Consider the following 20189-nt stretch of genomic DNA (forward strand, 5'->3'; position numbering starts at 1 on the left):
TGCCGATCCGGCCCAAAAAAGGCCACCTGGTGATCACCGACCGTTACCCGGGCAAGGTGCACCACCAGCTGGTGGAACTCGGCTACGTCACCAGCGCGCACCACAGCGAAGGCCCGTCGGTCGCGTTCAACCTGCAGCCGCGCCCCACCGGGCAATTGCTGGTCGGGTCGTCGCGGCAGTTCGGCACCAGCGATCTTGAGGTGGAAGCCGCCATGGTCTCGCGGATGCTGCAGCGCGCGCTGGCCTACATTCCCGCGCTTGCCGGCCTGAATGCCATCCGCACCTGGACCGGGCTGCGCGCCGCCACGCCCGACAGCCTGCCCCTGATCGGCCGCCATCCCTGGCGTGAAGGCCTGTGGCTGGCCGTCGGCCATGAAGGCCTGGGTGTCACCACCGCCACCGGCACGGCACAACTGCTGGCCGCGCAGATGACCGGCGCCACGCCCGCCTTCGATCCCGCGCCCTATGCCGCCCAGCGCTTTGCGCAAACCGCACAGCCATGAACGCAGCCATGAAAACACCCGACACCGTGACGCTTCACGTCAACGGCCGGCCGCTGTCGGTCAAGACCGGTACCTCCGTGGCCGCGGCGCTGCGCATTGCCGACGCCCCGCGCATGGGCATGGCACGCCGCTCGGTGGACGGCGAAGCCCGCGCGCCCTTCTGCGGCATGGGCATCTGCCAGGAATGCCGCGTCGACATCGACGGCCTGCGCCGGCTGGCCTGCCAGACGCGCTGCGAAGACGGCATGGTGGTGGAGGCTGCAACATGAACCTCCACAACCCGTCAATCGCCGTTGAATATTGCGATGTGTTGATCATCGGTGCGGGCCCCGCGGGCATGGCCGCGGCGCTGGCTGCGGCCACCAGCGGCGCCCGCATCGTGGTCATCGACGACAACCCGGCGCCCGGCGGCCAGATCTGGCGCGACGGCCCGAATGCCGACCTGCCGGTAGCCGCCATGCAGCTTCGCAACGCCATCGCCCGCACCGCCAATATCCGGCTGGTCAGCGGCGCGCGGGTCGTCGCCGCGCCCGCCCCCTTCGAACTGCTGCTGGAAGATGCCCAGCGCGGCTGGCGCATGGCCTGGAAAAAATTGATCCTCTGCACCGGCGCGCGCGAGCTGCTGCTGCCTTTTCCGGGCTGGACGCTGCCCGGCGTCACCGGCGCGGGCGCACTGCAGGCGCTCGTCAAGTCCGGCCTGCCGGTGAAAGGCGAACGCATCGTGATCGCCGGCAGCGGCCCCTTGCTGCTGGCCGCGGCCGCCACGGCGACCAAGGCCGGCGCGCAGGTGGTGCGCATTGCGGAGCAGGCCGGCCTGAAGGCCGTCGCCGGCTTCGCCGCGCAGCTCGCGCGCTGGCCGGGCAAGGCGATGCAGTCGCTGGATTTGTTCAGCACCGCCTACCGTACCGGCAGCCACGTGCTGTCGGCGCAAGGCGAAAGCCGCCTCGTTTCGGTGCGCCTGCGGCGCGGCGCGTCGGGCGTGGAGGACATCGTGTGCGACCGCGTGGCCTGCGGCTTCGGCCTGGTGCCCAACACCGAACTCGGGCAACACCTGGGTTGCGCCGTGGTGACGCGCCATGGAAGCGCCGCATTGGCCGTGGATGCCGCGCAGGCCACCAGCGTGCCCGGCATCTACGCCGCGGGTGAAAACACCGGCGTCGGCGGCAGCGATCGTGCCCTGGTGCAAGGCGCCATCGCCGGCCACGCGGCTGTCGGCGCCACCGCCCAGGCCGATACGCTGCGCCCGCAACTCACCCGCTGGGACGCTTTCGCCGCAGCCCTGCACCACAGCTTCGCCCTCGCCGAGCCGCTGCGCCGGCTGGCGGCTCCCGACACCCTCGTGTGCCGCTGCGAGGACGTGGCCCACGGCGCGCTGGCCCCTCGCCAGGGCTGGACCGACGCCAAGCTGCACACCCGCTGCGGCATGGGCGCCTGCCAGGGGCGCGTGTGCGGCGCGGCCGCGCAATTCATCTTCGGCTGGGCGCCGCCTTCGCCGCGCCCGCCGCTGTCGCCGGCGCGCATCGCCACGCTGGCCTCAACCGGCGACGCGGCAGACTCGGCGTAGCCGCGCGCATGAGGCCGGGCCCCCGTCGCGCGTGGTAGGCTTCATTCCGGCCCTGAGCCCGCGCCACAACGCCGAGACCCTGAACAACAACCATGTCCACGACCGCACTCCGAACGCCCCCCAAACGCCGGGCCGCCGACGTCGCCTATGACGCGATTGAAGCCATGATCGCCACCCTGCAGCTCGAGCCCGGCGCGCCCGTGGTCGAGGCCGACCTGGTCGAACGCACCCAGATGGGCCGCACGCCCCTTCGCGAAGCCCTGCTGCGCATGGTCTCCATCGGCCTGGTCGTGCAGCAGCCGCGCCGCGGCCTGCGGGTCTCCAACATCGACCTGGCTGAACACCTGGACGTGATCCTCACTCGGCGCGTGCTCGAAGGCGTGATCGCCGCCGGCTCGGCGCGGCGCGCCACGGCGGCCCAGCGCAAGGCCATCGTCGACCGCGCCGCCAAGATGATCAAGGCCGCCGAACGCGGCAACCTGGCGGCCTATATGGCGGCCGACCACGAACTGGACATCGTCAACCACGAAGCCTGCCGCAACAGCTCGGCCGTCAAGAGCGTCGTGCCGCTGATCGTGCAGTGCCGGCGCTTCTGGTACGCCTACCAGCACGAGGGCGAGATCACCGAGGCCGCGCGCTTTCACATGGTGCTGGCCCAGGGCATCGCCACCGGCGACGAAGCCGCCGCAGTGCGCGGCGCCAACCAGCTCATGGACTATCTTGAGGGTTTTGCCCGCCGCGTCATCGAGATTTGAGAGGCCGTGCACGGTCACCTGCGCGTCAACCCCGCGCGGCCCATGGCCTTGAAAATCGCAGTATCCTGAGCGCTGACCCGTCGGCCCCACCTGCCGCACCGGCCCGCGCAAACATTCATCCCTCCCCCCATTCGACCACCCCCACAAAGAAGAGACACTCGCCATGGACATGAAGACCGCCCCGCTTTCCCTGCTCAAAGACCCCAGCCTGCTCAAGACCGACGCGCTGATCAACGGCCAGTGGGTCGCCGGCAAGGCGCGTTTTGACGTCAACGACCCGTCCAACGGCCGCAAGCTCGCCGACGTCGCCAACCTGGGCCCGCAGGACGCCGAAGCCGCCATCGCCGCCGCCAATGCCGCCTGGCCCGCCTGGCGCAACAAGACCGGCAAGGAACGCCACGCCATCCTGCTCAAGTGGTTCCAGCTGCTCATGGCCAACCAGGAAGACCTGGCCCGCATCATGACGGCCGAACAGGGCAAGCCTTTTGCCGAAGCCAAGGGCGAGATCGCCTACGGCGCGAGTTTTGTCGAGTGGTTCGCCGAAGAGGCCAAACGCGTCAACGGCGAAACCCTGCCGCAGTTCGACAACAGCCGCCGCCTGATGGTCATCAAGCAACCTATCGGCGTGTGCGCCGCCATCACGCCCTGGAACTTCCCGCTGGCCATGATCACGCGCAAGGTCGCCCCGGCCCTGGCCGCCGGTTGCCCCGTCGTCATCAAGCCGGCCGAACTCACGCCGCTGACGGCCCTGGCCGCCGCCGAGCTGGCCCAGCGCGCCGGCATCCCGGCCGGTGTGCTCAATGTGCTGACGGCCGACAGCGCCAACAGCATCGCCGCGGGCAAGGTGTTCTGCGCCAGCGACGTGGTGCGCCACATCAGCTTCACCGGCTCCACCGAAGTCGGTCGCATCCTGATGGCGCAGAGCGCGCCCACCGTCAAGAAACTCTCCCTGGAGCTGGGCGGCAACGCGCCCTTCATCGTGTTCGACGATGCCGACGTGGACTCCGCCGTCGAGGGCGCCATCGCCAGCAAATACCGCAACGCCGGCCAGACCTGCGTCTGCGCCAACCGCATCTATGTGCAGGACGGCGTGTACGACCAGTTCGTCGAAAAATTCGCCGCCAAGGTCAAGCTGCTGAAGGTCGGAAACGGCTTTGAAGACGGCGTGGCCCAGGGCCCGCTGATCGAGGACGCCGCCGTCGAGAAGGTGCAGCGCCACGTGGCCGACGCGGTCGCCAAGGGCGGCAAGCTGCTGGCCGGCGGCCACAAGCTCGAAGGCCAGTTCTTCGAGCCCACGGTGATCTCCGAAGCCACCGCCGACATGCTGTGCGCCAAAGAAGAAACCTTCGGCCCCTTCGCGCCGGTGTTCCGCTTCCAGAAAGACCAGGAAGCCATCGATGCGGCCAACAACACCGAGTTCGGCCTGGCCAGCTATTTCTACAGCCGCGACATAGGCCGCATCTACCGCGTGGCCGAGGCGCTGGAATACGGCATGGTGGGCATCAATGTCGGCGTGATCGCCACCGAGCACGTGCCCTTCGGCGGCGTCAAGCAGTCCGGCCTGGGCCGCGAGGGCTCCAGCCACGGCATGGAGGAATACCTCGAGATGAAGTACCTGTGCCTGGGCGACATCCAGCGCTGAGCCGACCCGTACCCGACACCGCCCCATGCGCCTGCTGCTTGTTGAAGACGAAGCCGAGATGGCGGCCTGGCTGCTGCGCGCCTTCAAGCAAAGCGGCTTTGTGACCGACCACGCGCCCGACGCCGCCACGGCCGAATCTCTGCTGGCCGGCAACGACTACGACGCCGTCGTGCTGGACCTGCGCCTGCCCGACAAACACGGGCTGGCCATCCTGGCCGACCTGCGCAAGGCCGGCAACCGCACGCCCGTGCTGGTGCTCACGGCGCAGGGCTCGCTGCAGGACCGCGTCAAGGGCCTGAACGTCGGCGCCGACGACTTCCTGACCAAACCGTTTGCGATTGAAGAGCTCGAGGCTCGCCTCACCGCGCTGGTGCGGCGCAGCCGCGGTCGTTCGCATGCGCCGCTGCAATGCGGATCGCTCTCATGCCCGCACGACAGCCGCGCCTTCACGCTGGCCGGCACGCTGCTGCAGCTCACGCCGCGCGAAAGCGCGGCCCTGTCGGTGCTGCTGGCGCGCAGCGGCACGCCGGTGGAAAAATCGCAGCTTTCCGGCAAGGTCTTCCCTGCCGACAGCAACGCCGGCCCCGATGCGATCGAGCTGGTGCTGCACCGGCTGCGCCGCAAGCTGGACGGCGGCGACGTGCGCATCGTCACCGTGCGCGGCCTGGGCTACATGCTGGAAGCGGTCGCGCATGAAGATACTGCGGACTGACCCCGACCGCTTCGGCATACGCGCGCGCCTGCTCACGCTGCTGCTGCCGGGCATCCTGGGCCTGCTCGCGCTGGACAGCTGGAACGACTACAGCGCCCTGCGCAACCAGGTGCAGGACGCCTACGACCAGGCCATGCTCGAATCCGTCCACGTGCTGCGCGGCAGCCTGTCGCTGGCGCCGGATGGCTCGCTGCGCCTGGCCACGCCGCTGGCGCTGCAGACGGTCTCCGACCCCGCCAGCCCCCTGCAAAAACACCTGCACGTCGGGCTGACACCGCAAGGCGCGGCAGGCGCGAAAGAACTGACCCTGCTCGGCGAAACCGACCTGCCCACGCCGCCTCCGCAGGCTGACACAGCCGCGCCTGCCACCCCCTCCTCCACCGTCTGGTACGACAGCTACTACGACGGCCACACGGTCCGCGTGGTGGCGCTGCAAAGCCAGGTGAAAGACGGGCACGGCCAGGCCTTCGACCTGCTGGTTCAGGTCGCCGAAAGCACCGGCCCGCGCGACCGGGCGCAGGCCGCCACCCTGCAGCAGGAGCTGATACGCGACACGCGCATGGTGCTGGTAATGATTTTGCTGGTCTGGCTGGGCGTGACCTGGTCGCTGCAACCGCTGGAGCGCCTGCGCAAAACCGTGCTGGCCAACAAGGGCCGCGACCTGAAACCGCTGGACACAAGCGACGTGCCACATGAAGTGGCGCCGCTGGTCGACGCCGTCAACCAGCACCTGGCCAGCTACCGCGACCTGCTCGAACAGCAGTCGCAATTCCTGGCCGATGCCTCGCACCAGCTGCGCACGCCGCTGGCCATCATGCTGACCCAGGCCGGCGTCGCCCTACGCGAAAAAGACACCGCCCAGCTTCATGCCACCTTGCGCGCCATGGTCACGCAGATCGCGCGCAGCCGGCGCCTGTGCGAGCAATTGCTGTCGCTGGCCCATGCGAACGAAAGCGAGCTGCCGGCCAGCCCCTCCGAAGCCCCCGAAGTGGTGGACCTCAACAGCATCGCCCGGGACGTGGTGCTGCAGTACCTCACGCTGGCGCACGAAAAAAACCAGGACCTGGGCTGGGTGGACGCGCGGGAAGACGCGCCCTCAGCAACACCGGCGGAACAGGCGGTGCCGGTGCTGGCCCGCGGCCCCGAGCTGCACGAGGCCCTGTCCAACCTGGTGCACAACGCCATCGTCTACACGCCGGCCGGCGGCCACATCACCGTGATGGCGGGTATGCAGGGCGGCACGGCATTCGCCGAAGTGCGCGACGACGGGCCCGGCATCGCGGTAGCGCGGCGCGCGCAGGTCTTTGAACGTTTCCATTCGGCCGACCCGGGCGCCGAAAAAAGCCATCGCGGCGCCGGGCTGGGCCTGGGCATCGCACGCGCTTATGCCAGGCGCAACGGCGGCGACATCGAGCTGGCCGATACGGCCGCCGGCGCCGGGCTGCGCGCCATCCTGCGCCTGCCGCTGGCGCCTGCTGCTCCGACTCCTGGTATTACTCCCTCTCCCTCCGGGAGAGGGCGGGGGTGAGGGCCAGCGGCCTCAACATGGCGCAGTGGATATTTATCCGCCGCTGGCCCTCACCCTAACCCTCTCCCAGAGGGAGAGGGGACAAGATAGCCGGAGAGGGAACGGCCTTTTCGCAAGGCATTCACCCTGTTAGTGATAACACGTATTTTGGCCCAGGCCGCGCAAAACGAAAGCCGATTGGAAGCCTCGCTTCCTAACATCCCCTCCAACCCGAACGCCCCGCCGGCTGCGCTGTGCAGGACCGAAGAGCGCGGGAATTAGCAGGAGACACGGATGACACACCCCTCGTTCCACGACCAGGCCGCGCCGGCCCCGGCCCGGAGGCGCACCCCATGAACATGAACAACCGCAACTTCGTCAGGGGCCTGTGCCTCATGGCGATCGCGCTGCTTTTCGGCGGCGTGTCCTTCAACTACTCGATGGGCGAACTGAGCCGATCCGGGCCCGGCCTGTTCCCGATGATGGTCAGCTGTTTCCTGTTCGTCATCGGCCTGCTCACGCTGGTGCGCTCGCACTTCGTCGAGCCCGTGCCGCTGGACTACAGCGTCAAGAACATCGCGCTGATCCTGCTGAGCCTGGTCGGTTTTTCGGTGATCTCGCAGCACATCAACATGATCGTCGGCATCGTCTTCCTGGTGTTCTGCTCCACCTTCGCCGGCACCTCGTACTCCGTGGTCCGCAACATCAAGATCTCCGCGGGCCTGATCGCGGTGGCTTTTGGTTTCCAGCATCTGCTCGGCCTTAACCTGCCCCTCTACTGATCTACTGAGATTGACATGGAAGTCCTACACAACCTCTCTTTCGGTTTCGAACACGCGCTGACCTGGCAGAACCTGCTGTACTGCGCCATCGGCTGCACGGTGGGCACGCTCATCGGGCTGCTGCCGGGCCTGGGCCCGCTGTCCACCATCAGCCTCTTGCTGCCGCTGACCTATTCCATCCCCACCGGCGGCGCGCTCATCATGCTGGCCGGCATTTATTACGGGGCGCAATACGGCGACAGCGTGAGTGCCATCACCATGAAGATCCCGCACGCCAGCAGCATCGTGGCGTGTATAGACGGCTACCAGATGACGCTCAAGGGCAAGACAGGCCTGGCGCTCTTCACGGCCGGCGTCTCCAGCTTCATAGGCGGCACGGTCGCCATCATCGTGCTGTCGACCATGGCGCCCGCGCTCGGTGAAGTCGGCTTCCTGTTCGGCCCGGCCGACTACTGCGCGCTGATGCTGCTGGGCTTCTTCTGCGTGAGTTTTGTCAGCAGCGGCAGCCTGCTCAACGGCCTGGCCATGGCCATGGTCGGCGTGCTGCTCGGCATGGTCGGCACCGACGTCAACAGCGGCGTCGCCCGCTACACCATGAACCTGCCCTTCCTGATGGACGGCATAGGGCTGATCAGCATCGCGCTGGGTTGCTTCGGCATTGCCGAGGTGGTGAAAAACCTCGACAACAAGAACGTGCTCACGCCCTTCAACGGCAAGATCAAGCTCATGCCGACCTGGCCCGAGTTCAAGCGCATCATCCCCAGCGCCCTGCGCGGCAGCATCATAGGCTCCGTCCTGGGCATACTGCCCGGCGGCGGCCCCACCATCGCCCAGTTCGCCGCCTATGCCGCCGACAAGAAGTTCAGCAAGTACAAGCACGAGATCGGCACCGGCTGCATCGAAGGCGTGGCCGGCCAGGCCGCCGCCGACGAGGCCGCCGCGCGCACCAGCTTCATCCCGCTGATGGCCATCGGCATTCCCGAAAACGCCGTCATGGCGCTGATGATGGCGGCCTTCGTCGTCAAGGGCATACAGCCCGGCCCCAACATGATCGCCACCCACCCCGACCTGTTCTGGGGCCTGGTCGCCAGCATGTGGATAGGCAACTGCTTCCTGCTGGTCCTCAACGTGCCGCTGGTGCGCTACTGGCTGTCGGTGTTCAAGATCCCCTACACCGTGCTGTTCCCGGCCATCCTGTTCTTCTGCTGCATAGGCACTTACAGCATCAACAACAGCCTGGACGACATCTACACCACTGCCGTGTTCGGCCTGGTCGGCTACCTTTTCCTGCGCCTGGACATGGAGGCCGCGCCGCTGCTGCTGGGCTTCATCCTGGGCCCCATGCTCGAAGAGAACTTCCGCCGCGCCATGCTGCTGAGCCGCGGCAGCTTCAACGTCTTCGTCAACCGCCCCATCAGCGGCACCCTGCTGGCCATGATTGGCACGCTGGTCGTCTGGCAGGTGGTGGTGTTTGTGCGCAAGCTGATCAAGTCGCCGGACCATGTGGTGCATGCGGCGGGTGAGATTGAGGTAACACCCCTGGCAGCGGTAACGCCTGTGCCCGTAGTCGGCGGCAAATAAGCCAAACCCGTTCACCTCTCGCACGAACAAGCCCCCCAACCCGCGCAAGCAGGGTCGGGGGGCTTGTTTCATTCGGGCAATGTGTTGAAATAAGCCTCCCTTCAGGAGACCTTCCAACATGAACCGCAGACTCGTACTCCAGGCCGGCGCCACGGCAGCCCTCGCCACCCTCCTTCTCGGTGTTCACGCCCAAACCGCAGGCGCCAAGCGCCAGGGCATCGTGATCCAGGTCAGCGACAACGACCCGGCCAAATGGAACCTGGCGCTCAACAACGCCAAAAACCTGCAGGATGACGTCGGCGCCGCCAACGTCGACATCGAGATCGTCGCCTACGGCCCCGGCATCTCCATGCTCAAGCTGGAATCCCCGACAGGCTCACGCATCGCCGACGCCGCCAAAGCCGGCGTCAAGGTCACCGCCTGCGAAAACACCATGCGCGGCCAGAAGCTCACCAAGGACGACATGCTCACCGGCATCAGCTACGTGCCCGCCGGCGTCACCGAAATCATGAAGAAGCAGCACGAAGGCTGGGCTTACCTGCGGCCTTGACGTCGGCCGCCGGTCCGGCTTCAGTTGCATCGATGGGGCTCAAGTGGTAGTTGCCGCGCCAAACCGGATACTCTGGCTACCGCGAATTCGACAAATCCTGCACCGGATCTTGCGTCATCGATCCACGGGCGGCCGCAAACTTTTCCTTGACTGGAGACAGGTAGGAGATCGCAAGCACGGCCCCCCAGAGAAGTGAGCCAAGCTCACCAAAGAACATGGAACGCTCCGACTGGACACCAACACCGGCGAAGAATCCCATTCCCAGCAGGAGCGCCGTGCCTGCAATGGCCAGAGGACGCCCCCACGACCGGAAGAAAAACAGTCCTGCAAATGCGACACCGCTGACCACAAAGATCAGGACGCCGGCGAGAATCACGCCGCTCCCCATGGCCTCATAAAACTGGACCTCATAGGCATCTCTGGCCTTCGCGAGCACTTCTGGTATCGCGGAAGGAAATACTGAATCAATGGATGCGCCGATGAGCACACACACCAGAGACGCCAGCAGCATCAAACGAAAGTAGATGGAGGTCATGGTTTTCATCAGGAAGTTTCATTGTTAAGTCAGGAGGGGCAAGATCGCGCTTTGTCGACATCAATCGTCGGATGGTCTCACACTGCCTCAACCCGGCAATGACGACTCGAAGGGGATCAAGCGAGATAGTGGGACCAAGCAGTCCCTGAAGGCCACAAATCATCATGGCACCGGCGCTCAAGATGCAGCCAGGTGCAGACCCTGGACGACGACAGCTGTTGTGGCGCCTGCCCCGTAGGCCCTACCAGCAGCGGGCCCAGCCCCTTCAAGGCTGCTCAGCCCCTTCCAGCCGCGCCGCCTGCACCGGCCGGTGAAAGCGCTGGTTCAGCTTGCCGCGCCAATAATTGATGAGGTGGTAGATCAGCTGGAAGCACACCGTGAAAATCACGATCACCAGCGCGATCAGCTGCAGCCTGTCGCCGACCTTGGGCAGGGTTTCCATGGTGCGCAGCGTGATCGTCGTCGCCTCGACCACGCCCACCGCGGCGCCGAAGCCCGAGGACAGCACCATCACAAAAAACGCGCGCACGAGGCCCATCACAAACAGCATGGCGGCCACGGGCGAGCCGCTCCTCAACTGCCGCATGGCCTCGACCGCGTGGTCGGACACATAGGCCGCCGCATACAGCGTGAGCGACAGCACCACGGCCAGCCAGGGCGTCATCGCGAATGGGTGGTGACCCAGGGCCCCCAGGGCCGGCACGACGTTGACCAGGAAAAACATCACCACAAAGGTGGGCACGGTGCGCATCAGCGCGACCAGCCAGGCGGCCGGCGTGGCGGCCAGGCCGTTGCGAAAGCGCGCAAAAGCCAGCGGCGCGCCCAGCAGCATGCCGCCCAGCAGCGCGCAGATGGCGATCTGGAAATTCACGACCAGGCCGGCCAGGAATTCCGGGATAAAGCGCGGCAGCAGCTCAAGCATAGGAAGCCCTGCTCAGCGCCAGCCGCGACTGCCACACGTCGGCCAGCTTGTGCACCACGGCGACCAGCAGCATGTAAAAAATCAGCAGCAAGGTGTAGGTGGTGATGCGCTCGCTGGAGAACGAGGCCACGTCCGTCAGCGCCGACAGCAGCTCGGGCACGCCCATCACCGACGCGGCCGGGCTGCCGCGCGTGGCGTTGACGACAAAGGCCACGATCTGCGCCCTGGCGCGATAGACCGCGGCGCTCAGCGCGGGCGGCGAGGATGGCGCGCGTTCCTCGCGCAGCGTGACCATGGCCTCGGCCACGGCCTGGCCCGCGTTGCTGCCGTTGAAGAGGCCCAGCACCAGCACGGCCGCGCACAGCGAGACGATGGGCGAGGTCGCGCCAAAGGCGCCGACCAGCACGCCCGCCAGGATCATCAGCAGGATCAGCGGCGTCGATTGCAGCGGCCACAGCAGGCCGCGCACGGCCCAGCGCACCCAGCGCTTGTGGGAGGTCAGGCCCGCGCCGAAGGCCAGGGCAAAGGCCCAGGTCGCCAGCACCGCGCCCGCCACCAGCAGCAGCGAGAACCACACGCCTTCAAACAGCAGGTCAAACGCCACCCAGGTCTTGAACATGGCCAGGGTCACCTTCATGCCGGTGGCCTGGTGGATGGCGTCTTCCAGCCGGTCGACCCGGTGCGCAAACGGCGTGGGCTCCAGCTGGTTGTCCATGGGCGCCAGCACGCAGCCCGGGTCGCTCAGCGAGGTGATCTGCGAGCAGCGGCTGCCGGACCACAACAGGCGTTGCTGCTCCAGGAAGGGCGAGTCCACGCCGTATTTTTTGGCCAGCGCCTGCAGCGCGCCCGAGATGTGCAACTGCTGCATGGACAGCGCCAGCACGTCGGCCAGGCGGGCGCCACCTTCGCGCGACACGGCCACGCCCCAGGGCAGAGGCGCAAAGCCGAACTTGGTGTCGTAGGCCGCGGCGAACGCGGGCTGCTGCAGGTAGGACGCAAAAAAACTGTCGTCCTGCGCGACCAGCGAGCAGCCGCCCAGGCGAAGCTCGTCGACCAGGCTGGCCGCCCTGTCGAACAGCTTCAGGTGCGCGCCGTTGACGGACAGCTCGGCATTGGTGCTGTTGCCCACCGTCACGCAGACCGTGTTGCCGCGCAGCTTGACCAGCCCGCCTATCTGAAGCTCCTTGCGCCCCAGCACAATGGTCTGCGACTGGTAGTAGTGCGGCCTGACAAAGATGGCCTCCTGGTCGCGCTGCAGGGTGTGGCCCATGGTCGCGATGACCAGGTCGATGCGCCCCTCGCCCAGCAGGGCCAGGCGGCTGGCCGGCGTGACCACCACAAAGACAGGGTTGACCCCCAGCGAGGCCGCCAGGTGGCGCGCCAGGTCGATCTCAAAACCCTGCAGGATGTTGTTGTCTTCGTAGGCAAAGGGCGGGTAGCCGGTGCGCACGCCTACCCTCAGGGTTTTGGTGCAAAGGACACGCGAGAGCACGTCCGCCGTCTCGTCGCAGGCCCGGGCTTTTTGCGGGCCGGCCGGCGCCTGCTGCGGCGGCTGCGGTTGCGGCAGGCCCTGGGCCGCGGCGCCAAGACACAGCAGCGCCAGGCTGAGCGCCAGCAAAAGCCGCTTCGATGCCGCCCGGAACCCCGTCCCCACTTCATCATCCATGCCGCAAGCTCGCATCAAGCGCCCTCATGCTTCCAGCTGACTTCCACCAGGTCAAAGTCAACAAACCAGAAATCACCCATCTTGTGGATGCCCAGCCCGGTAAAGCGCGCCAGCACTTCGGGGCTCATGCTGGCCAGCTTGTACGCGGGCAAAGGCGCAGACGCGCAGTAGGCGACGCGGGCCTGCAGGCCCAGGGCGTCGGCCATCAGCTGCGTCTTGGCGAAGTCGAGGAACACGTTGTGCGTCATCACCGCCAGGCCGCCGGGGGCCAGGTGCCGGCTCAGGCCCTTGAGGAACTGGTCCACGCAGCGGCGGCCGTCGGCGCCGCCGGCGCTCCAGGTCGGCAGGCGGCCATCGCCCTCGATGTGTTCGGCCGCGAACTGCGGCAGGTTGGTCACCACCAGGTCAAAGCGCGCATCACCGCACACCGCCCACATGTCGCCCTGCAGCAGGCTGGCATTGGCCTGCAGGCCTTCCTGGTCCAGCAGTTTTTGCGTCGCCTGCACGGCCAGGGCTTCGAGTTCTATGCCCAGCGCGCTTTGCGCGCCCAGCGCCAGCAGCGTCGCCATCACCACGCCGCTGCCCGGCCCCATCTCAAGCGCGCGCGACGATTGCACACGCGCCGGGTGCTTGCGCAGGTACAGCAGCAAGGCGGCGGTGTATTCGCTCGGACTGAATAAATTGGTTTCGTTCAAAACAATTCTTCTTGCATCCCGGGAGGCGGCTTTGTCACTGGGGCGGCCGGCTTGAAGCACGGTCGAGCGATAGTAACCTATGGATACACCTTTGTGATTACAGCTTGGCCCGCCACCGGCGTCGCTTGCACCTCGCCAGGCAGGCGGGCGCGCAGTACCATGGCCTGCTCCGCCACGCACCCGCCGCGCTCTCACCGCCGCACTCACCACCATGGAAATCGAACTCAAGCTCAGGCTGCCCCCTGCCGCGCTGGCCGCGCTGCGCGCCGACCCGCTGTGGGGCGCTACCCGCGCCACCCACCAGCAACTGGACAACATCTACTTCGACACGCCGCAGCGCGCCCTCGCCCAGGCCCGCATAGGCCTGCGCCTGCGCAGCGACGGCAAGCGCTGGCTGCAGACCGCCAAGGGCGGCGGCGGCAGCCGCGCCGGCCTGCACCAGCGCGAAGAAATCGAGTTCCCCGTCGGCGGCCCGGCGCTGGAATGGGCGCCCCTCAGAGGCACGGCCTTCGGGCCGGTGCTGGAGCCCCTCAAAGACCAGTTGCAGCCCGAGTTCCGCACGCGCTTCAAACGCGAGCTCCGCCACATCACCGGCGCAGCGGGGGGCGTCATCGAAGTCGCCATCGACGAAGGCGAGATCCTGGCCGGGGGGCGCAGCGAGCCGCTGTGCGAGGTGGAGCTGGAACTCAAGAGCGGGACTGTGGACGACGTGTTCGCCCTCGCCCTGCTGCTGGTCGAACGCCACCCGCTGGTGCTGGACAACCGCAGCAAAGCCGAACGCGGCGGCCGGCTGGCCCAGGGCACGGCCCTGCCGCCGCCCGCCAAAGCCGCCACGCCGGACGTGCCCCAGGGCGACGATGCACGCGCCGCGGCGCGAACAGCCGTCGAAGCCGCCCTGGCCCACTGGCAGGCCAATGAAGCCGGCTTCCTGGCCCAGCCACAGGGCGACCACTACGACAGCGAATACCTGCACCAGCTGCGCGTGGCCGTGCGAAGGCTGCGCGTGGCCTGCGGCCCGCTGGCGCGCGCGGCCCAATGGCAACAGGAAGCGCTGGCGCCCGTGCAGGACAGCCTGCGCGCGCTGGGCCAGCGCCTGGGCGCCGCGCGCGACTGGGACGTCTTTATCGAAGAAACCTGGCCGACACTCGCAGACGGCCTGAACGACGCCGCCCTGCGCCAGAAACTGCAGGAAGCCGCCGGCCTGCAACAGGCCACCGCCCGCCTGCAAGCCCAGGCCGCCATCGAGGAGCGCGACACCCAGCGCCTGCTGCTGCAACTGGGCCGCTGCCTCGCGCAGCCGGACGAAGCAGATCCGCCCGTGCCCTATGACGCACTCACGGCCCAATTGGACAAACTGGAACACCAGCTGCGGCAGGCCCTGCCCCGGCTCGAACACCTGAGCCCCACACGCTTGCACCGCCTGCGCATCAAAGCCAAGAAGCTGCGCTACCTCACGGAATTCATCGCCGGCCGCTACGACACCCAGGCCACCGAAGACTGGCTGGACTGGCTCAAGAAAGCGCAAACGGTTTTCGGCGTGCACAACGACCGGGTCACGGCCAGGGCCCACATCGAAACCCTGTGCGCCGGCATGGACCAGCCCGGCAAGCTGCAGCATGGGCTGCAGGCGGCGCTGCGTGAGCAGGAGCAGCCGGAGCTTTCGCTGCCGCATTTGCCCGAGCCTTACTGGCAGGCGTAAAACGCCGTTCAACTAAACCTATCGCTGCCGACGTCTGCTGAACCTCTAACCCGACAATCAAGGCGAAAAACTCTTTTCGCCTGGAGTGAGACCGGCATGCTTAATCATCATCCGGCAATCCTGCGCGAGGTTGCCAAAGACCCCGTCGAAATGAGCCCAGTTGCCATATTGACCGTGGTCGGCCGAGTCGCTGACAGCCTTTACCGCCGCATTCTTCAATCCCAAGACCATGTTCAAAAAGTCTGCGCTGAGCTCACCAAGAGGTGGCTCGATAGCCGACGTGGACATCAGCAACTGGCGAAGGGAAACGTACTCTGTCCAGTTCTGAGTCCGACAGCTGTATTGCAGCCCGTCAAGACAGGCAAGCACTTGGGCGGAAAGGACCACAGCCAATCGCTCTGCCTCACGTCGCTTATCTGTTTTGGCTTCGTACTGCAGCCACACGGCCAAGCCAATTGCAACGATCGAACCGAACGCTTGGACCCAACCAGCCACATCGCTAGAGCTTGTGGGCGGCTTCCAAGCGAAGGCTAAGCCAAACACCACCGCTATACCAGCGCCCACCACAATAACGGTATTTTTCATTCTCTCCCTCTCCTCTTTGACGTGCCTAGAGTCGGGGCCCAGATCCAGCGCCCTCATTGGCGGTAGAAGACACAGCAGCAACATTTCCAAGACCTATGCGCAATGCACGCAGGTCGAGCCCTGGCTCTAACTTTACGTAACCCTCTGCTCTGCCTTCGGGCGGCGTCAAAGCACGAGCCACAGCCGTACAGGCCAAGGAATACAAGCCACCAGCACACGCCGCAATGGCATAGGCAAGATCGTTTGCCTCCCAGTTATCTGGCTCCCGCCCCTCCTTCTCCAGCTCATCGAGCGTGCGGCCGATCAGGGTCACCGCCCAGCGGTGGCGCTTTGTCGGATGCAAGGCGTTCCAAGCGGCATCGGTCGGGCATCCGTCGAGAACTGCGTCTCTATCCATTTCGCACCTCGCAATTTTTTGAAGCCCCAGTATGAACTCAAAGGCCAACTCTCCAGCGCATTAGAGACAGCGTGCCCAACCATAAGCGCCAATCCTTGTCATAGGCCTATTCGAAATACATCGCCGCAATCGGCGCGCAGGTGGCCTGCGCGAGCATGACCAGCTCAAGCTTTCGTTGTCGGCGTTGCTTGAGCCTAATTGGCGCGCTTAAAAGCCACAACCGGGGTGTAAAATCGCCGCGAGCCTGGTACTAGTGGCTTCAGCGCTAAAGTGGTTCGTCAGCAGCCACGCAAACGCGGGTGTAGTTCAATGGCAGAACGGCAGCTTCCCAAGCTTCATACGAGGGTTCGATTCCCTTCACCCGCTCCACACGCTCTAATGGACTGCCTCTTACATATGCAGAGGCCCCACCACCACAGCACCACATGGTGGAAAGACAAGGCTGCATTTATCGGCACCACGAACGCCGTATGCTTACTTGCAGCGCCCCAAGGCATCCGACAAATCTCCTTTAAAGCTCCGCAGACCGCAGAAAGCCAGGCGAGCCTTCGTGTTTTAAATCTATTAATAGAGATTGGAAATGACTACGTGCAGAAGCAACGTAGGACATCCCAAAATGCGACGGCAATGTCCACTATGGTTTTGATTCAACGCTCGATCAGCGTGACAAACCGATCATCAAGAGCGCATCATTATTCGCAGCAAGCTCGCTGCTAAATTTCCGTAAATGAAACCGTCTGCTTTATTAAGCCCGCACCTTCCGCCAAGATCTGTCTTTCCAAAAAGACCAGAAGTTCCCCAACTGCAATTGTGGTTAACGCGACATTGGTTTTGTTTTTGGTCCATGGCTGGAGCTTCTGCACGGCTCTCGCGGGATCGCCTGTTAAAGCTAAAAGGTCAGTGCCTGTAGGCACAACAAGGCCGTAGCCTTTTGAGATATAGCCATCGACTTGCATAACTTCTCCGAAAATTGAATGTTTTAGCATGATCCGTTGCTAAATTCAATTTAGGCTGCTATATTGATCCCCAGCCTCTTGGATTAGAGGCTGTTTTATGAACCTGGTTAAGGTTCTGGATGTTTAAGTTGCCGGACGGCGACCTTGGTTGGTATCACCTTTCGTGCCCGACCTTCTTCCAGAGCCGGACCCATTACTTGGAGTTCCGGAAAATGAATCCCACAAGCGTAATAGTGCGTTTTGAGTCAGTGGCTGAACAAGCCGCTTATCCTGTCTTGCGTATCATTGGCTTCGTCAATGCACGCGAGTTGCTGCAGCTTTTCGATGCCGCCGATTTGGAAGCAAATCCACGGTCAGCAAAGAGCGGCCCTGTGACTGAAGACATTCTTGAGAGCATTGAACACACCCCTGACATCTTTGTCTTTAAGACGAAGGGAATTCTTGTTGGTGCATCGAGCTACGAGAAACTACAGCGGAATCGGTATCGATTGGTGTTCGAAAACACTCGAATCGAAGGCGTTCTAGATGGCGGCCACAACACCCTGGCAATTGGTACACACATCCTGATGCACGCGGTTGGTGAGGGCATCAAAAAGAAGATCCGTCGCTGGGCCGACTTTAAGGAGCAATGGCAAGAGCATCGAGAGGAAATAGAAGCCCTCCGCCGGGTTAAGGAAACCGAAGATGAATACGACAGCAACGCTCTTGACTTCCTCGTACCTGTTGAAATATTGGTGCCCTCGGATTTGGAAAGCGAAGACTCAATGGACGCTTTCAATGCCTCCCTGCTAGCTATCTGCTCAGCGCGGAATAACAACGTTCAGTTAACGCAAGAGACAAAAGCTAATAAAAAGGGGTTTTTTGAAGACCTCCAAAAGGCTTTACCGAAAGCGATAGCAATGCGTGTTGAATGGAAAACAAATGATGGAGGAGAGATAAAGGCACGCGATTTGATCGCGCTCGCCTGGATACCGCTGTCATTAATCGACGAAGATTACATTCCCGAAATTCCCCCACAGAACATCTATCGAAACAAAGGTGAATGTGCAAAGCTATTTGACGAATTGATGAGTGATGAAGCCGTTTCGCATCCCACCGATGGCGAATACACGCGTGCTGTGCATAACCAGGCAGTACGGAGCGCCTTGAAGCTGGCGGCAGAAATACCAGAGCTTTACGACAAGATTTACACGGATTTCCCTTTGGCTTACAACAAAAATGATGGCAAGTTTGGGAAGGTAGGGGTGGTGAAGATGGCGTCAAACATGCATTCGAAGCCCACTACGTATTTCACCGATCAAGAGGTGCAGTACAGTTACCCGGATGGCCTAATAATGCCGTTGGTTTACGGACTACGCGCTTTGATGACCATCAAAGAGGATGGCACCGTGGGGTGGAGCCATGATCCAGTAGAGTTCTTAGACGATCATTTGGAAGCCATCGTCGGGAAATATCGTGTCGTGCTTGACGCATACCGAGCAGATCCGCAGAAGGTCGGGAAAGCCAACGGCGCCTACACATTGGTGCTTGATGCATTCAGCACAGAACTCTTGCTAGCTCCAAGCACCTCACCTGCACGGCGTCAACGTCGACTTTTAAACTGACCTTACGGAGAAAATTAAGGGGCTTATATGCCCCTTTTTATTTCTAATAAAAATCACGGCGAGAGGGTGTACCTCCACTCGCTAGCTACTCCGGCGAAAACCCGGACAAATGCAAGGCCTCTCGTGAGGCCTTTTTCACGGCCGAGCCCATCGCGCTCATGCCGTCCCCAGAGCATTCATGCAGGCGGCTGGCGGCGATGTCCGCGAAACGGACCATATAGCGGTCGCAGTTTTTGACCAAGTCCCGTCGCAGCTCGATGTGACCGGGCTGGCTCATGATGCGCCAGTCCGTTATCCCCTTATCGGGCTCACGAATTCCCGCGCCGCTTCAACCATCTCATCAAGCTACCGACCACAGGCAGCTTTTCATACAGCTCTTCAGCCGCATCCCAGTAATCGCGGTGCAGCGTGATGCGGCCTTCGCCGTCCAGCACCAGGTGCGAGCCGCCCAGGATGCGCTGCGCCCTTCCCTGCTGGAAACTTTTGAAGGCGAAGTGGAACTCCCAGGTCAGGAAGCATTGCGCGTCTTGCACGATGCGCCCTGTGACGACGAAACGCGGGTTCTCCAGGCTCTCGTACATGTGGCGAAAAACGTGCTGGATCGCGGCCAGGCCTTGCACGTCGTTGAACGGGTCCTTGAAGCGCGCGTCGGGGGCGTAGATGGCGCCCAGCGTTTCCACGCCGGCGGGCGTGAGGAGCTGGAAGGTGTTTGCAATGCGGTCGACAGCGGATGGGGTGGAGTTCATGGATTGTCTAGGCTTGCCTGAGGCGGCGGGTCGCCGCGAAAAATAGAGGGTAAGGCAAAAGCCGCAGGGCTTTCATCCAGCGGGTAAAGCGTTTGGGAAAGTGGATTTCAAACTCCCCGCGCGCCCAGCCTTTCAGTATTTCACGCGCCGCCTGTTCGGGGGTGATCAGGGCGGGCATTTTGAACTGGTTCTGTTGCGTCAGAGGTGTGTTGACAAAGCCGGGGTTGATCAGCGACACACCCACGCCCTGGGCGTGCAGGTCCAGGTACAGGGTTTCGGCCAGGTTGATGAGCGCGGCCTTGGTGGGGCCGTAGGCCAGGCTGTTGGGCAGGCCGCGGTAGCCCGCCACGCTGCCCATGAGGCTGATGTGGCCGCGCTGGCCCAGCGGCCGCGCCAGCAGGTGCGGCACGACCGCATCGAGCAGGTAAAGCGCGCCGAGGTAATTCACTTCGTTGTGGCGCACGAGGTCGCCCAGGTCGATGTGCAGGGCGTCCATGGCGTGGTAGTGGCCTGCGCAGTACAGCACGCAATCCAGCGCGCCCTGCGCGGCCAGGCCTGCTGCCGCGGCCTTGACCGCGCGCGCGTCGGTCACGTCCAGCGGCAGGGCCAGGGCGCCGGGGTGCGTGTCGACGAAGGCGCTGAGCGCATCCGCGTTGCGGGCCGACACCACGACCTTCGCGCCCTGGGCGTGCAGCGCCGATGCGGTGGCCCGGCCTATGCCGGTGGACGCGCCCACCAGCCAGACCGTGCGGCCGCGCCAGTCTTGCATGCGAGAGTTGAGTGCCATG

At 64.3% G+C, this 20189-nt stretch carries 21 protein-coding genes and 1 tRNA gene; 13 read left to right on the forward strand and 9 right to left on the reverse strand.

Going from position 1 to position 20189, the window contains the following annotated elements:
• From ACLV8F_RS17910 to ACLV8F_RS17955, 10 genes are all read left to right on the forward strand, one after another.
• Positions 1–503: NAD(P)/FAD-dependent oxidoreductase (locus ACLV8F_RS17910; RefSeq protein WP_411885557.1), on the forward strand; the 503-nt coding region annotated here is incomplete at its 5' end.
• An 8-nt stretch (positions 504–511) separates the two neighbouring features.
• Positions 512–772, forward strand: coding sequence for a (2Fe-2S)-binding protein (locus ACLV8F_RS17915; protein ID WP_411885558.1), 261 nt, complete (start codon positions 512–514; stop codon positions 770–772).
• On the forward strand, positions 769–2067 hold the full coding sequence (locus ACLV8F_RS17920; protein ID WP_411885559.1) for an FAD-dependent oxidoreductase: 1299 nt from the start codon (positions 769–771) through the stop codon (positions 2065–2067). The genes ACLV8F_RS17915 and ACLV8F_RS17920 overlap by 4 nt, the downstream gene beginning before the upstream one ends.
• 92 nt (positions 2068–2159) lie before the next feature.
• Positions 2160–2822, forward strand: coding sequence for a GntR family transcriptional regulator (locus tag ACLV8F_RS17925; RefSeq protein WP_411885560.1), 663 nt, complete (start codon positions 2160–2162; stop codon positions 2820–2822).
• A gap of 163 nt (positions 2823–2985) precedes the next feature.
• Entirely contained in the window at positions 2986–4464 is a 1479-nt protein-coding gene (locus ACLV8F_RS17930; RefSeq protein WP_411885561.1) for an NAD-dependent succinate-semialdehyde dehydrogenase, read from the forward strand.
• A 25-nt stretch (positions 4465–4489) separates the two neighbouring features.
• Complete coding sequence (locus ACLV8F_RS17935) at positions 4490–5176, forward strand: response regulator (RefSeq protein ID WP_411885562.1); 687 nt, start codon at positions 4490–4492, stop codon at positions 5174–5176.
• Positions 5157–6704, forward strand: coding sequence for a sensor histidine kinase (locus ACLV8F_RS17940; RefSeq protein WP_411885563.1), 1548 nt, complete (start codon positions 5157–5159; stop codon positions 6702–6704). Before ACLV8F_RS17935 ends, ACLV8F_RS17940 begins: the two co-directional genes overlap by 20 nt.
• 338 nt (positions 6705–7042) lie before the next feature.
• Complete coding sequence (locus tag ACLV8F_RS17945; RefSeq protein ID WP_411885611.1) at positions 7043–7465, forward strand: tripartite tricarboxylate transporter TctB family protein; 423 nt, start codon at positions 7043–7045, stop codon at positions 7463–7465.
• A 15-nt stretch (positions 7466–7480) separates the two neighbouring features.
• A complete protein-coding gene (locus ACLV8F_RS17950; protein ID WP_411885564.1) occupies positions 7481–9046 on the forward strand; it encodes a tripartite tricarboxylate transporter permease in 1566 nt (521 codons plus the stop codon).
• Positions 9047–9164: 118 nt separating this feature from the next.
• The gene (locus ACLV8F_RS17955) at positions 9165–9596 is read left to right on the forward strand and encodes a DsrE family protein (protein ID WP_411885565.1); all 432 of its coding nucleotides are present in this window, start codon (positions 9165–9167) and stop codon (positions 9594–9596) included.
• 76 nt (positions 9597–9672) lie between these two features.
• Here the strand turns inward: ACLV8F_RS17955 and ACLV8F_RS17960 are convergent, their stop codons facing one another.
• The 4 genes from ACLV8F_RS17960 to ACLV8F_RS17975 all read right to left on the reverse strand — a co-directional run bounded on the left by ACLV8F_RS17960 (position 9673) and on the right by ACLV8F_RS17975 (position 13414).
• On the reverse strand, positions 9673–10140 hold the full coding sequence (locus tag ACLV8F_RS17960; protein ID WP_411885566.1) for a hypothetical protein: 468 nt from the start codon (positions 10138–10140) through the stop codon (positions 9673–9675).
• A gap of 256 nt (positions 10141–10396) precedes the next feature.
• Positions 10397–11053 carry an ABC transporter permease subunit gene (locus tag ACLV8F_RS17965; protein WP_411885567.1) on the reverse strand — a complete coding sequence of 219 codons (657 nt, stop codon included), beginning with the start codon at positions 11051–11053 and terminating at the stop codon, positions 10397–10399.
• Positions 11046–12671: a transporter substrate-binding domain-containing protein gene (locus ACLV8F_RS17970; protein WP_411885568.1), complete on the reverse strand. Its 1626-nt coding sequence runs from the start codon at positions 12669–12671 to the stop codon at positions 11046–11048. Before ACLV8F_RS17970 ends, ACLV8F_RS17965 begins: the two co-directional genes overlap by 8 nt.
• Before the next feature lie 62 nt (positions 12672–12733).
• Positions 12734–13414, reverse strand: coding sequence for a methyltransferase (locus tag ACLV8F_RS17975; RefSeq protein WP_411885569.1), 681 nt, complete (start codon positions 13412–13414; stop codon positions 12734–12736).
• Positions 13415–13625: 211 nt separating this feature from the next.
• Here ACLV8F_RS17975 and ACLV8F_RS17980 point away from each other — a divergent pair, with 211 nt between their 5' ends.
• Positions 13626–15113 (forward strand): CHAD domain-containing protein, encoded by a 1488-nt coding sequence (locus ACLV8F_RS17980; RefSeq protein WP_411885570.1) that lies wholly within the window; start codon positions 13626–13628, stop codon positions 15111–15113.
• Positions 15114–15170: 57 nt separating this feature from the next.
• Here ACLV8F_RS17980 and ACLV8F_RS17985 read toward each other — a convergent pair whose 3' ends face one another.
• Positions 15171–15698 carry a hypothetical protein gene (locus tag ACLV8F_RS17985; RefSeq protein WP_411885571.1) on the reverse strand — a complete coding sequence of 176 codons (528 nt, stop codon included), beginning with the start codon at positions 15696–15698 and terminating at the stop codon, positions 15171–15173.
• A gap of 692 nt (positions 15699–16390) precedes the next feature.
• On the opposite strand from ACLV8F_RS17985, the gene ACLV8F_RS17990 reads away from it, so the two are divergent.
• Positions 16391–16464 (forward strand) — tRNA-Gly (locus ACLV8F_RS17990).
• 344 nt (positions 16465–16808) lie between these two features.
• On the opposite strand, the gene ACLV8F_RS17995 is transcribed toward ACLV8F_RS17990, so the two are convergent.
• Entirely contained in the window at positions 16809–17081 is a 273-nt protein-coding gene (locus tag ACLV8F_RS17995) for a hypothetical protein (RefSeq protein WP_411885572.1), read from the reverse strand.
• Between the two features lie 182 nt (positions 17082–17263).
• Between ACLV8F_RS17995 and ACLV8F_RS18000 the strand changes: the two genes are divergently transcribed.
• Positions 17264–18655: a hypothetical protein gene (locus ACLV8F_RS18000; RefSeq protein WP_411885573.1), complete on the forward strand. Its 1392-nt coding sequence runs from the start codon at positions 17264–17266 to the stop codon at positions 18653–18655.
• 85 nt (positions 18656–18740) lie between these two features.
• On the opposite strand, the gene ACLV8F_RS18005 is transcribed toward ACLV8F_RS18000, so the two are convergent.
• The 3 genes from ACLV8F_RS18005 to ACLV8F_RS18015 are packed head-to-tail and all read right to left on the reverse strand — an operon-like array spanning position 18741 to position 20188.
• Positions 18741–18932, reverse strand: a complete 192-nt coding sequence (locus ACLV8F_RS18005) for a hypothetical protein (RefSeq protein WP_411885574.1) — start codon at positions 18930–18932, stop codon at positions 18741–18743.
• A 31-nt stretch (positions 18933–18963) separates the two neighbouring features.
• The gene (locus ACLV8F_RS18010; RefSeq protein ID WP_411885575.1) at positions 18964–19401 is read right to left on the reverse strand and encodes a nuclear transport factor 2 family protein; all 438 of its coding nucleotides are present in this window, start codon (positions 19399–19401) and stop codon (positions 18964–18966) included.
• A 7-nt stretch (positions 19402–19408) separates the two neighbouring features.
• Positions 19409–20188 carry an SDR family NAD(P)-dependent oxidoreductase gene (locus ACLV8F_RS18015; protein ID WP_411885576.1) on the reverse strand — a complete coding sequence of 260 codons (780 nt, stop codon included), beginning with the start codon at positions 20186–20188 and terminating at the stop codon, positions 19409–19411.
• Between the last annotated feature and the right edge of the window lies 1 nt (position 20189).

It is taken from the genome of Polaromonas sp. YR568 (assembly GCF_943369675.1).
In the GTDB taxonomy this organism is placed as follows: domain Bacteria; phylum Pseudomonadota; class Gammaproteobacteria; order Burkholderiales; family Burkholderiaceae_C; genus Polaromonas.